A 12,916-nucleotide genomic window follows, 5' to 3' on the forward strand; every position below is an offset into this window, starting at 1 on the left:
TCAGTCCCGATGCTGTCGGGGACGTCCGATCGGAACCGGGGTGTTCGCGATGACCAGCGCCGCTGTGGAGCCCGTGCATTTCGACCCGTACGACTATCGATTCCACGAGGATCCGTATCCGACTTACCATCGGTTGCGCACCGAAGCGCCGCTCTACCACAATCCGGATCTCGATTTCTGGGCGCTCTCCCGCCATTCCGATGTGATCGCGGCTTTTCGGGACAGCAATCGGCTCTCCAGCGCCAATGGCGTTTCCCTGGATCCGGCGGCGTGGGGACCACACGCGCATCGGGTGATGTCGTTCCTGGCAATGGACGATCCACGGCATATGCGCATGCGCAGACTCGTCTTCAAGGGATTCACCCCGAAACGCGTCGCCGAGATGGAGGACCGGATCCGGCAGATCACACTGGAGCATCTCGAACCCGCCCTCGCGCGCGGCAGCTTCGACTGGATCGACGAGGTCGCGGGCAAGCTGCCGATGGATGTCATCTCCGAACTGATGGGCGTCCCCGAGCCGGATCGCAGCGAGATCCGCAGGCTGGCCGATCTGGTGGTGCACCGCGAAGAGGGCGTCCTCGACGTGCCCGCCGACGCGATCGACGCCTCGATCCGCCTGTTCGGTTACTACGCCGACATGGTCGCCCAGCGCCGGGCCGAGCCGCAGGACGACCTGACCTCGGCGCTGCTCGAAGCCGAGATCGACGACGACACCCTCACCGACGACGAGATCATCGGCTTCATGTTCCTGATGGTCGTCGCCGGAAACGAGACCACCACAAAGCTTCTCGGCAATGCCCTCTACTGGGCCGCGGCCGACCCCGCGGAATACGCCAAGGTCGCCGCCGACCCCGACCTGGTCGCCGACTGGGTCGAGGAGACCCTGCGCTACGACACCTCGAGCCAGATCGTCGCCCGCACCGCGGCGGTCGATCTCGACTACCACGGCGGGACGATCCCGGCCGGGGCGAAGGTGCTGTTGCTGATCGGCTCGGCCAACCGGGATCCGGCGGCTTTCACCGACGGCGACAGCTACCGCATCGACCGCAACGACGGTGGCACCCTCGCGAGTTTCGGTGCGGGCGTGCACTTCTGCCTCGGCGCGCACCTGGCCCGGCTCGAGGCGAGCGTCGTGCTCGGTGAATTCGCCACCCGCGTCGCGAGTTTCGCGGTCGACCCCGACGGGATCGTGCGCGTGCATTCGACCAATGTCCGTGGCTTCGCCAAACTCCCCATCACAGTAGAGGTCCGCTAGTGCCCCGATTCGAACCGAACCCCGAACGCAGGCCCGCGCTGGTGGCAGGCGCGTCCTCCGGCATCGGCGCCGCCACCGCGGTGGCCCTGGCCGAGCTCGGCCATCCGGTGGCGCTGGGCGCCCGCCGGGTACAGCGGTGCGAAGACCTCGCCGCCAAGATCCGCGCGGGTGGCGGCGAGGCCTTCGCCCATCATCTCGACGTCACCGATGCCGCGTCCGTGGACGCCTTCGTGACCGCCGCCGAGGACGCGCTCGGGCCCACCGAGATCCTCGTATCCGGTGCGGGCGACATCGAATTCGCGCTCGTCGGCGAGATGGATCCGGAACGATTCCTGCACCAGGTGCAGGTCCATCTGGTCGGCGCGCAGCGACTGATCCACCGGGTGCTGCCCGGGATGACGGCGCGCAGGCGCGGTGATCTCGTGGTGATCAGCTCCGACTGCGCCGACAATCCGCGCCCGCGCAGCGGCGCCTACAGCGCGGCGAAGAACGGCCTGGAAGCCATGGTCGGGCAGTTGCGGATGGAGCTCGAGGGCTCCGGCATCCGGGCCTCCCTGGTGCGCCCCGGCCCCACCCTGACGGGCATGGGCATGGACTCGACACCCGAGGTCGTCGGGCCCCTGCTGCAGGACTGGAAGGACTGGGGTTTCGCCCGTCACCCGTACATGCTGCGGCCCGAGCATCTGGCCGACGCGGTCGCGACCGTGGTCTCGGTGCCGCGTGGCGCCCACATGGTGCTCGTCGAAGTGCAGCCCGAGGCGCCGTTGCGTCCGCTGCCGACCGAGGAAGGGAGCTCGTCATGAGAATCGTGGTCGACGCGGACCTGTGCCAGGGGCACGGGGTGTGCCAGGACGAGGCACCCGCGGTCTTCACGGTGCCCAAGCGCGGCACGGTTCAGATCACCGATCCCAGCCCGGGGCCTGCCGAACGCGATGCCGTCCAGGCCGCGATCCGCTGGTGTCCCACGCAAGCGTTGTCGATCGCCGACGGTGGCGATGCCGACTCCACATCGAAAGGCACAGTCTGATGGCAGGTTTCGAGCGGGCCGAACTCGACGAGATGGTTCGGCGCTGGGTGGTGGAGAACCAGCGGTGCGAGGAGAAGGGTGATTGGAAGCCCCTCGCCGAGATGTACACGGTAGACGCGACCTACGGGTGGAACTACGGCCCCAAGCAGGAGTTCATGGCCGTGGGGCGCGAGGAGATCCGTGACCTCGCGCTCGGCCAGGAGATGGCGGGCCTCGAGGGCTGGACCTATCCGTACCAGGAATTCGTCGTCGACGACCGCAGCGGCACCGTCATCGGGTTCTGGAAGCAGATCAACGAGGGCATACGGCCCGACGGCCGCCACTACTCCCCCGAGGGCATCGGCGGCAGCTGGTTCCGCTACGGCGGCGACTTCCAATGGTCGTGGCAGCGCGACTTCTTCGACTTCGGCAATGTCTCGGCCCTGTTCCTCGACATGATCACCGACCGGGCCCTGTCTCCCGGCATGCAGAAGCGCATCGAGCGCTCGGTGTCGGGTGACCCGCTCCCCGGGTGGTACCGCGTCGGCGAATCTCCCGCGTCTCTGTGGTGACACCCGTGAGCAGGTTCGCCGACCTGTCCCGGGACCAGCTGGCGGCGCTGGTCCCGGAGTTGCTACTGAGCGGTCACCTCATCGACCGGTCCGGCATGGCGCACACCATCGCCGCCTTCGGCCGGGAGGGGATGACCGCGGTCGCCATCGAGGAATGGCAGCTGGCCAGTCCCGTCTACACGCGCCGGATGCGGAGTGCTCTCGGCATCACCGGGGACGGCGTCGAGACGATCTTCAAAGGGCTGCAACTCGATATCGGTGCGCCGCCGCAGTTCATGGATTTCCGCTTCCGGGTCGACGACCACGATCACGGCGAGTTCTGGCTCGACCACTGTGGCGCGCTGGCCGATGTCGAACCGATGGGCGAGGACTTCGTGGTGGCGATGTGCCACGACATCGAGGACCCCACCTTCGACGCGACGGCACTGGCGACCAACCCGCGCGCCCAGGTACGGCCCGTGCACCGCCCTCCTCGCATACCCGCCGACCGCACTCCGGTGTGTGCGTGGACGGTCGTCATCGACCCCGCCCACGTTCCGCCCGCTGTCCCCCGCAATGCCGCGATCCTGGCGAATTCCGTTGCGGCGAAGCTGGAACTGGCCGATATCGACCCGGCTGACGAAGGGATGGCCGACTACACCGGCCCGCTGCTGAGCGACCTGCGCTTCACCGATTTCTCGCATTCCGCGTTGCGGCGGATGGCCGACGAGGTCTGCCTGCAGCAGCATCTGCTGACCCTCGGCTTCCTGGTCGCGATCCGGGAACGCGCCGATGCGGCGACCGCCCTCGGCATCGGGCGCAAACAGTTCGCCGGGATCGCCGGACTCACCTCGGAACGGATCCGGCGCTGCCTGGCGCTCGGTGACGATCCAGTCGCGCTCGCCGCCGTCCTGCGCGTCCATCCCGCACTGAACCCGGTGAGCTACACGGGAATCGACATCTCGGTCGTGTCCTCGGGTGTGCGCCTGCGCTTTCCGCGCGCGAGCGGCGCACTGGACGACGGCGCATGGCCCGCCCTGCTGACGCCCGACGACCTGCGCCCCCTGAATGCTCTGGTCCGCGGGGTGAACCCGCGCTTCGTCGCCCAGGCAGGCGCGGTGGACGAGCACGGCTGGACGGTCGCGATCGACCTGGCCGACGAACCCTTCCGCGAAGCGTCCGAGGTGGCCGTGACCCGGTTCAGCACCGGCGCCGGCTTCGCCTTCACCGACCGCGGGAAGCCCCTGCCGCTCACCGTCGTGTGAGCGGTCGCCGAGAGATGGACTGACATGGCCAACAACTTCGCCGACCTGTTCGAACACTCCGTCGACGCCATGCCCGACCGGGTGGCGCTGATCCAGGGCGATCGCCGAACGACCTACCGCGAGCTCGACATCCGGGCCAACCGGCTGGCCGGCCGGCTCGCCGAGATCGGTGTCCGGCGCGGCACCCACGTCGGTTTCCAGATGCACAACAGCATCGAGACCATGGAGACGTTGATCGCCTGTTTCAAACTCGCCGCCGTCCCGATCAATATCAACTACCGCTACGAGCCGACGGAACTGGCCTACGTCTACGACAATGCCGACCTCGACGTGCTGGTGTATCACGCCACCTACGCCGACGCCGTCGGCGCCGCCCTCGCACTCACCCCCACCGTGCGCCGGTCCATCTGCGTCGACGACGATCTCCTCGACGCGCCCGCCCCTGACGCGATCCCGTACGAGTCGTTGCTTGCCGCAGGCAAACCGTTCCGGCCCGCCGTCCAGCGCACCGGCGACGACCTGTTCATGATGTACACCGGCGGCACCACCGGCATGCCCAAGGGAGTCATGTGGCGCCAAGAGGACATGTGGCGGGTCCTGGGCGGCGGTGTCGACTTCTACTCCGGGGAACCGGTGCGCGACGAATTCCAGCAGTCCGAGACCGGCGCGCAGGCGGTGCCGAGCATCTGGTTCGTGTTGCCGCCGCTGATCCACGCGGCGGCGATGATGCCCACCTTCACCGCCCTGTGGTCGGGCAATGCGGTGATGTTCGAGCCGCGTTTCGACCCGGTCCGGGTGTGGCGTGCTGTCGCCGCCCAGCGTCCACACGTCATGGTGATCACCGGCGACGCCATGGCCCGACCGCTCATCGACGCGTTCGACGCCGAACCGGTGGACGCCTCCTCGCTGCTGGTCATCGCCTCCGGTGCGGCGCTGCTGTCGCAGCCGGTGAAGAACGCGCTGCTGGAGAAGTTTCCGTCGACGATGGTCTCGGACTCGATCGGGTCCTCCGAAACCGGTTTCGGCGGTATCGGTTTCGCGCAGAAGGACGACAATCCCGCGCGGGGACCTCGAGTGCAGACCGGGCGCGGCGCGGTCGTCGTCGATGCGGACGGCCGCGTCGTGGCGCCCGGTGACGAGGGCTGGCTGGCCAAGACCGGCGCGGTTCCCCTCGGCTACTACAAGGACCCGGAGCGCACGGCGCGACTGTTCAAGACGGTCGACGGGGCGCGGATCGTGGTGACCGACGACCGGGCGCGCGCGGAGTCGGACGGCTCGATCACGCTGATCGGCCGGGGCAACATGGTGATCAACACCGGCGGCGAGAAGGTGTTTCCGGAGGAAGTCGAGGCGGTCGTGAAATCGCACGACCACGTCTACGACGCGGTCGTCGTCGGGGTTCCGCACGAGCGGTGGGGTCAGCAGGTCGCCGCCGTGATCTCCGCGAGTCCAGGCAGGTCGGTGGACTTCGACGCCCTGCGGGTTCACATACGCTCGCATCTCGCGGGATACAAAGTGCCCAAGCGGATCTGGGTGGTCGAGAGCATCTCGCGCTCGCCCAGCGGCAAACCGGACTACCGGTGGGCCAAGGAGTACGTCGCCGGGCGCGCGGCCGATCACGCGGCCGACTGACCCACTGCGCCTGGTTACCGCAGGAGGGCGAACATCCCGATCGCGACAATCGCCGCCAGGTAGACGAGGACGAGCCTGGTGTCGCGCAGCCAGCATCGACTGCGCCGCAACCCCGCCCGCCATGCCCGCCAGTAACCGACGAAGGCGAGAACACCGAAGCCGAGCACGGCCCACGGTCCGATCAACCACGTCAGCAGGGCGACGGTCGCGACCACACACAGGGTCAGCGGGTCGTGCGGTTGCCGCCGCACCGCCTCCTCGTAGTAGACGCCGCGTTGCTCGTTCATCGCACCTGCACCGGCAGCAGTGCCCGGCCCGCGGGCGCCGCCGCGGACAGCCGCTGCCGCGACAGCGCGGGCCATGCCTGCACCGCGCAGAACGGCGCGCACTGGTCGGCGTCTGCCTTGGTGCCGACGTGCACGCAGCACTGGGTGAGCCGTTCCTCGATCATGGTCGACATATCCATGAACGGTTTCACCGTGATCCGCACGACCCGTTCCCCGAGCAGGGCCCGCAGCCGCTTGCGCCGGCCCGGTAGCGCCGAGGACGCCAGCGTCAGCAGGGTCGACATGCCGAGATCGCAGTTCTCGCAGATGTTCTGCCACACCCGCCCGATCTCCGGATGCGACAGCGAGGACTGATCCGAGAGCAGGCCGAGCAGCGATTCCCGCACGGCCAGGCGTAGTTCGGCGGGCAGCGCCGAGTCCGCGATCCGGTTCGACACGAGCCCCAGCTGTTCTTTGAGCTGTTCGTGTCCGATCAGCGAAACGAGGGACCGCCACTGTCCGGCGTCGTCGCGCAGCAGATAGCCGACCGAACAGCAGTGCGGGTGCGAGCACGGTAGCGCGGTGAGGTCGCGCCAGGTGACCTGGCCGTCGGTCTGCGGGCCGAGCCTGCGCAGCACACCGGTGTGGGTGAGCCGGTTCATCGGGTCGAGCGCACCCGAACGCCCCGAACCGAATTGGGGCTGGATGGATACCCCGCCGACGAACGGCGTGTCCATCGCGGTGCGCAGCACCGCGCCGATCTCGTCGTCGTTCACGCCGAGCGCGACCGTCATCACCAGTGTGGTGAAGATGCCCGCTGCCGAGAGCCGCTCCAGCGCTTGAGTCTTGCGCAGACGCAGATCGCCGCCGCGATGATGGCGTGAGGCCTCCGCCGACACGCCGTCGTATTGCAGGTACACCTCGACCCGGTCGCGATGGTCGCGCAGCAGGGCCATCAGCGCGTCGTCGACGGCGATCCGCAAGCCGTTGGTGTTGAGCAGGATTCGGGTGATCGGCCGGGCGGTGAGTTCACCGAGCAGCCGGGACAGGTGGGGGTGCAGGGTCGGTTCGCCGCCGCTGAGCATCAGCACGTCGAGCTTGCCGTTCTCCCGCGCCAGCCGCTGGTCGACATTGGCGAGCACGTCCTCGACGGCCACCACGCCGCGCAGATCCGGGGACGAATCGGCGAAACAGGTGGGGCAGCGCAGATTGCAGCTGTCGATGATGTCTTCGAGCAGGATGCAGGTGTGCTGGGTCTGCATTTCCGGGAGACCACGCAGGTAGGCCGAGGGCACCGGGTCGAAGTTGCCTGCCACGTCGGGCAGGTGCGCCTTGGTCGGCGCGGTCCACTGCTCGAGGTAGGCCAGGATCTCGGGGTCCTCGTCGTAGAGGGTGCGCACCATGCCGTGCCGGGCGCACCCGCGTTCCAGGAACACCCGGCCGTCCCGCTCGGCCAGCCAGCCCGACAGCCGTGGTACCTCGGCCAGTGGACGTTCCGGGTCGTCGTCGTGGCAGTGCGGGCAGAACGCGGTGACATACCGCAGGATCCGGTCGCCGCGCAGCGGCATGCCGCTCATCGCGCCATCCCGAACATGGAGGTGTACAGCTCCGGATTGATGGCGGTGCACAGTCCCGCCGTGCACACCGTCACCAACGACCACCCGATCATCAGACCCATCCCGAATCCCTTGGGCATGGGGCGTTTGCGCCGGATCAGCAGCCAACCACCCCCGAATGCCGAAGCCGCGCTCACCACCGCGGTCAGGGCGAGCAGGACCTTGGCCACGGTTGTGTCGTTCGACGACGCGGCGATCAGGAACACGGCAAACCCGGCGATCGCGTTCACCACGATGAAGGTCGTCGCCCCGGCCAGCGCCATCGCCGCGACCTGACCGCCCTGTCCCGGCGGCTTCCCGCCCGGCGGTGGCACGTTCGGTGGTGGCGGTGGCATGTTCGGTGGCGGTCCAGGGGGCAAGCTCATGCCGCGACCTTTCGTCGAAGTACTCCGTCGTAGTTCCCGCGCCGGTAGCCGATCGTCCAGCGAACCGCGACCAGGACCAGTCCGGGCAGCAGGAACCATTGCGGGCGGGTCAGATCGAGCCACACTGTGTCGTTCGCGCGGGTGAACTCGACCAGGAACCGGAAGGTCGCGTACGCCCCCACGTAGAGGGTGAACAGCTCCCCCGGTGTGGTGATCCGATCCCGCAACCACCACAGCCCGGCGAATGCCGCGAGCTGGAAAGCGATCTCGTAGGCGAAACTGGGGTGCATCGCCGCGCCCGTGGCGCAGCCGGGGCATTGCGGCACGGTGCCGGGCGCGTGAATCCCCCACGCCAGGTCGGTGGGACGACCCGGCGCCTCGGTGAGCAGACAGCCGACGCGACCCACCGCCATGCCGAGGGCCACCGCGGGCGCGAACAGGTCACCGGTTCGTTCCCGGTAGCCGATGATCCGCTTCGCCACGAGCACCCCGCCATACGCGCCGAGCAGCCCGCCCAGCACACTGCGCGCACCGAACATCCAGCTCTCGACCGGATCGAGGGTCTCGGCCAGACTCGACAACCGCATCCCGATCGCCCCGCCGACCAGGGCGCCGGTCACCGCGACCAGCGACTCCTCCCGCAGCGCGTCGCGACGCCTGCACTCCAGCGTGAAGACCACCGCCGCCACAGCCACCCCGAGGGCGACGAAGAACCCGTGGGTCGGGATCCCCCACATCAGCTGCGGCACCATGGCGAAAGGTTAGCCGTCGGCACCGCGGCGGCGCGTGAGTGAAACTACGTAAGTCCACAGTGTCAGACGGATCGTCTATGAATCTTGATGCGGTGCTGAATGTTTCGATTAGAATGGGTGCTGGGTGAGATCCTCGGTCACCCGGTGCCGATTCTCGGGCACCAGCGTGAGCCATGCCAACAATGATGAAGTCATGCAGGGGGTCAATCATGTCGACTGCTGTCGATTTCGCCGCCCGTCTCATCGATCCCGCCGCGATCGCGGCCGCGGGGCACTCGGCGGTCCTCGCCTACGTCGCACCGAGCAGACCGGGTGCGAATTTCGGCGCCAAACCGATCACCGCCGAATACGCACGCGCACTCGCCGCGGCCGGCCTGGATGTCGTATCCATCTGGCAGTACGGCAAACCGGGCAATGCCACCCCGTCGGACTGGACGACAGGGTTCGACGGCGGCAGGCGGATGGCCGAGCAGGCGCTGTCCACCCATCTGAGCGTGGGCGGGCCGCGGCAGGCCCCGATCTTCTTCGCCGTCGACGAGGACATCTCGCTCGCGCAGTGGAATCAGACGGCCGTCGAGTTCTTCCGCGGTGTCAACGCGGTGCTCGGCACGGAATGGACCGGCATCTACGGGCATTCGCGGGTATGCGCGTGGGCGATCGAGGACAACGTGGTCGGCCGTCGCGGTGATTTCAGCTGGGTGTGGCAGACCCGCGCCTGGTCGGGCACCGAGCGCGAGCCCAGAGCGGTGCTCTACCAGCGGATCATCGACACACCGAGCAATCCCGGCCCGCTGATCGACGGCACCCATGTCGATGTCAACGACGTCCTGGCACCAGACTTCGGGCAGTGGAACCTGGATCGCTCGGTCCCGATACCGCAGTTCACCGAGCTCGACCGGCTCGGGCCTTCGCACTCATCGCGCGACGGAGCGCGGATCACCAACTTCCTCCTGCACACCCAGGAGGGCAACGGCACCGCCGAATCGCTGGCCGCCTATCTCAACAACCCCGCCAACGGCGTCTCCTACCATTACACGCTGCGTGACGCGATCGTGGTGCGGGTCGTGCCGGAGGAACTGGCTTCCTGGTCGGTGCTCTCGGCCAATCCGTTCACGGTGAACCTGTGCTTCGCGGGTAGCCGGGTCGCGTGGTCGCGGGCGGCCTGGCTGGCCATCGACGACGACCTGCGTATCGCGGCCTACCTCGCCGTCCGCAGCGCACACCGGCACGGCTATTCGACGGCGGTCATCGCCCCGGACTACCACGTGGGCGACGGCATCGCCGATCACCAGTACGTGACCCGAGCGCTCGGCATCGGCACGCACACCGACGTAGGCCCGAACTTTCCCTGGGACGTCTTCGCGGGCTATGTCGCCGCCTTCGCCGGCACGGCCCCCAACGCCATCGATGACAGGGCGGCGGCATCGCCCTGGCTCGGCGCCCGGCGCACCGACGGCGAACTCGCGACTCCCGACGGCGTCGGCCGCTTCGCCGAGTTCGAACACGGGTACGTCTACTGGCACCCGGACACCGACGCCCACGCGATCCCGACGGCGATCATGACCAAGTACGCCGAACTGGGTTGGGAGGCAGGCCCGTTGGGCTACCCGGTCGCCGAGCACACCGAACTGCCCGACCCGCGCGGCACCGGTCCCGGTCTCGCGCAGACCTTCCAGGGCGGCACCGTCTACCGCCGGGCCGGGCAACCCGGGTATCGCGTCCACGGCGCGATCGGCGCGCGGTGGTCGGCGGCCGGATTCGAGAAAGGTGAGCTCGGCTGGCCCGCCTCCGACGAGATCACCCACGACGACGGCGTCTACCAGGAGTTCGAGTTCGGCCGCATCTACTGGGTGCCGGAACAGATTCTCGCGCTGCGCAATTCCGGCGACCCCGACACACCGCTCGAGCGTCCCGCGTGACAGCCGAGCAACGGTGTCGCCGCACTGACTACGCTGGCGGCGTGCCGCGCACGGACGTGGCACGCCGACCCGTGAGGAGAACCGCGCCATGTGGCCGACCGACTGGCCGTCGTCAGCTCGCACGATCGCTTCCGCCGTCGAGGCCGCCGTCGCCGCGGCCCACGCGGCCGACGAACCCGCGTTCACCGAGGCCGTCGCTGACCTCGCCGAGCTCCCCGCCGACCAGGTGAGCTCGGTGCTGGCCGCGATCGTGCGGGAACTGCTGGAGATCGCGCATCCCGACGGGCTCACCGGCGACGACGTGCGGGCCGTGCTGGAGACGGTGGTGCGGCAGTCGGCGACGTGGTTCTCCCGCATCGACGCCACCGCTGTCGTCGGCGCGCTCACCGGCGCACTCGGGGTCGACGACGCGAACGAACCCGACCACGCCGCGCCGAACCCGCAGCCTGCCGCGGTGCTGCTCATCGCCTACCTGGCCGGGCTCGCACGGGTACCCGCACAGGACAGCGTTCGGCGGGCCATCGACGAGATCGCCAGGGCCGAAACGGTCGAAATGCCCTGAGCGGCCGAATTCGGTCGTAGTGTCCCCACGACCCCCCGGCGTACGATCGGCACACAACACTGACGCGGATTCTTCCAGCACGAGGTGATGTCGCATGGTGGACACCGAAGTCCTCATCGTCGGCGCCGGTCCGGTGGGATCGGCAGCGGCCGTCGAACTGGTTCGGCGCGGGGTGCGCTGCCGGATCGTCGACGCGCTGGCCAGTCCACCGCGGTATGCGAAAGCGGTCGGAATCCAGCCACGCACGCTCGAACTCTTCGAGGCGATGGGTGTCCTGCGGGAGATCCTCGACGCCTCGATCCGGCTGCGCGGGCAGATCGTCTACGTCAACGGGGTCGAAGCGGATCGGTTGGAGCTGAGCTTGCCGCCCGACGTGCCGTTCGGGTTCATCGGCATCCCCCAGTACGAGACCGAGCGCATTCTGTGGCAGCGGCTGGCGTCGATGGGGACGCGTATCGAGCGTGGCGTCACGCTCACCGGGTTCACCCAGGACGACGACGGCGTCGAAGCCACACTCCGCGGGCCCGACGGCGAGCACACCGTCCGGACGCGGTATCTGGTTGGCTGCGACGGCGCGCACAGCACCGTCCGCAAGACACTGGGCCTGAACTTCGAAGGTGCCGCGTTCACCGAGCAGTACATGCTCGGCGATGTGGAACTGGACTGGTCGCAACCGCGTGGCTACGGCGTGCGGGCGATGCACCGGACCGACGGCGTCACCGACGACGTGCTGGTCTGCATCCCGCTGCCGGGCCACCGTCGCTACCGGGTGTCCATGCGCGTTCCGCCGGAGCTCGAGATCGCCGACGGCGACAAGGTGGCGCACGGCATCAGCAGCGGGCCGGCGCCCGAACTCTCACACATCCAGGCGGTCCTGGACCGGCTGGCACCCGAGCCGACGACGGCGTCGCGGATGCGCTGGTCGTCGGTGTTCCGGATCAGCCACCGCATTGTCGACTCCTATTCGCGGGGGCGGGTTTTCGTCGCGGGCGACGCGGCCCATATTCACCCGCCCACGGGCGCTCAGGGCATGAACACCGGCATCCAGGACGCGCACAACCTCGCTTGGAAACTCGCGCTCGCGGTCGCGGGGGTGGCCGCGCCGGACCTGCTGGCGAGCTATGACGCGGAACGCAGGCCTGTCGGGGAGGAAGTCGTAGGCCGCACGGTTCGCCATGCCAGGGAGGGCATCGGTGCCGGGGAAACCGACCCCGTCCAGGTGCTGCGGCGCGAAGCTCAACTGCTGATCGACTATCGCGACAGTCCCGTCGTGGCCGAATCCGCCGCCGGCGCACCGGCGCCGTCGGCGGGCAGCCGCGCCCCGGACGCGACCGGCCTGACCCGTGCGGCGGTGACCGACCCCTTCCGGCTGTTCACCCTGCTCACCGGCCCGGACCACACCGTCCTCGCCTATGTCGACGGCACCTGCGACGCGACGGCGATCGACACCGTCGAAGCCTGGGTCGAGCGCATCCGGACGGTGACCGGGGGCAGGCTCGATACCTACCTGGTCGCCGCACCCGACGCCGTCATCGCGCAGACGACGCTGCCGATCATCCGTGACCGTGACGGCGACTTTGCCCGTCGGTACCACGCGGGTCCGGGCGCCGTCTACGTCGTGCGCCCCGACGGCTACCTGGGATACGCCGCCTGCCCTGTCTCGTCCGACGACGTCACCCACCACCTCGAAACGATCTTCGCCCCGCTGAGAACAGCCTGACCCGCCC

The 12,916-nt window shown here is 68.7% G+C and carries 13 protein-coding genes; 9 read left to right on the forward strand and 4 right to left on the reverse strand.

The features are described 5' to 3' along the window. The first annotated feature begins 49 nt into the window (after nt 1-49). The 6 genes from IEY60_RS16680 to IEY60_RS16705 are packed head-to-tail and all read left to right on the forward strand — an operon-like array spanning nt 50 to nt 5,709. Nucleotides 50-1,255 carry a cytochrome P450 gene (locus IEY60_RS16680; RefSeq protein ID WP_189029022.1) on the forward strand — a complete coding sequence of 402 codons (1,206 nt, stop codon included), beginning with the start codon at nt 50-52 and terminating at the stop codon, nt 1,253-1,255. Continuing rightward, the gene (locus tag IEY60_RS16685; RefSeq protein ID WP_189029024.1) at nt 1,255-2,058 is read left to right on the forward strand and encodes an SDR family oxidoreductase; all 804 of its coding nucleotides are present in this window, start codon (nt 1,255-1,257) and stop codon (nt 2,056-2,058) included. The genes IEY60_RS16680 and IEY60_RS16685 overlap by 1 nt, the downstream gene beginning before the upstream one ends. Beyond that, nucleotides 2,055-2,282, forward strand: coding sequence for a ferredoxin (locus IEY60_RS16690; RefSeq protein ID WP_189029026.1), 228 nt, complete (start codon nt 2,055-2,057; stop codon nt 2,280-2,282). Before IEY60_RS16685 ends, IEY60_RS16690 begins: the two co-directional genes overlap by 4 nt. Beyond that, nucleotides 2,282-2,833 (forward strand): Cif family virulence factor, encoded by a 552-nt coding sequence (locus tag IEY60_RS16695; protein WP_189029028.1) that lies wholly within the window; start codon nt 2,282-2,284, stop codon nt 2,831-2,833. Before IEY60_RS16690 ends, IEY60_RS16695 begins: the two co-directional genes overlap by 1 nt. After that, the gene (locus IEY60_RS16700) at nt 2,827-4,077 is read left to right on the forward strand and encodes a hypothetical protein (protein WP_189029030.1); all 1,251 of its coding nucleotides are present in this window, start codon (nt 2,827-2,829) and stop codon (nt 4,075-4,077) included. Before IEY60_RS16695 ends, IEY60_RS16700 begins: the two co-directional genes overlap by 7 nt. Nucleotides 4,078-4,101: 24 nt before the next feature. Next, nucleotides 4,102-5,709: an acyl-CoA synthetase gene (locus tag IEY60_RS16705; protein ID WP_189029032.1), complete on the forward strand. Its 1,608-nt coding sequence runs from the start codon at nt 4,102-4,104 to the stop codon at nt 5,707-5,709. A gap of 14 nt (nt 5,710-5,723) precedes the next feature. On the opposite strand, the gene IEY60_RS16710 is transcribed toward IEY60_RS16705, so the two are convergent. Genes IEY60_RS16710 through IEY60_RS16725 form a run of 4 tightly spaced genes read right to left on the reverse strand, consistent with a single transcriptional unit; the run spans nt 5,724 to nt 8,708 of the window. Next, nucleotides 5,724-5,996 carry a hypothetical protein gene (locus IEY60_RS16710; RefSeq protein WP_189029034.1) on the reverse strand — a complete coding sequence of 91 codons (273 nt, stop codon included), beginning with the start codon at nt 5,994-5,996 and terminating at the stop codon, nt 5,724-5,726. Beyond that, nucleotides 5,993-7,543 carry a radical SAM protein gene (locus IEY60_RS16715; protein ID WP_189029477.1) on the reverse strand — a complete coding sequence of 517 codons (1,551 nt, stop codon included), beginning with the start codon at nt 7,541-7,543 and terminating at the stop codon, nt 5,993-5,995. Before IEY60_RS16715 ends, IEY60_RS16710 begins: the two co-directional genes overlap by 4 nt. A 5-nt stretch (nt 7,544-7,548) precedes the next feature. Next, nucleotides 7,549-7,956: a hypothetical protein gene (locus tag IEY60_RS16720; RefSeq protein WP_189029036.1), complete on the reverse strand. Its 408-nt coding sequence runs from the start codon at nt 7,954-7,956 to the stop codon at nt 7,549-7,551. Beyond that, nucleotides 7,953-8,708, reverse strand: a complete 756-nt coding sequence (locus tag IEY60_RS16725; RefSeq protein WP_189029038.1) for a prolipoprotein diacylglyceryl transferase — start codon at nt 8,706-8,708, stop codon at nt 7,953-7,955. Before IEY60_RS16725 ends, IEY60_RS16720 begins: the two co-directional genes overlap by 4 nt. A 209-nt stretch (nt 8,709-8,917) precedes the next feature. Here IEY60_RS16725 and IEY60_RS35810 point away from each other — a divergent pair, with 209 nt between their 5' ends. From IEY60_RS35810 to IEY60_RS16745, 3 genes are all read left to right on the forward strand, one after another. Next, on the forward strand, nt 8,918-10,627 hold the full coding sequence (locus IEY60_RS35810; RefSeq protein WP_229739889.1) for a glycoside hydrolase domain-containing protein: 1,710 nt from the start codon (nt 8,918-8,920) through the stop codon (nt 10,625-10,627). Nucleotides 10,628-10,715: 88 nt separating this feature from the next. Further along, nucleotides 10,716-11,189, forward strand: coding sequence for a hypothetical protein (locus IEY60_RS16740; protein ID WP_189029040.1), 474 nt, complete (start codon nt 10,716-10,718; stop codon nt 11,187-11,189). Nucleotides 11,190-11,283: 94 nt separating this feature from the next. After that, nucleotides 11,284-12,909, forward strand: a complete 1,626-nt coding sequence (locus IEY60_RS16745) for an FAD-dependent monooxygenase (protein WP_189029042.1) — start codon at nt 11,284-11,286, stop codon at nt 12,907-12,909. The last annotated feature ends 7 nt before the right edge of the window (nt 12,910-12,916 follow it).

Origin of the sequence: Nocardia rhizosphaerihabitans (genome assembly GCF_014646295.1) — a bacterium.
In the GTDB taxonomy this organism is placed as follows: Bacteria; Actinomycetota; Actinomycetes; order Mycobacteriales; family Mycobacteriaceae; genus Nocardia; species Nocardia rhizosphaerihabitans.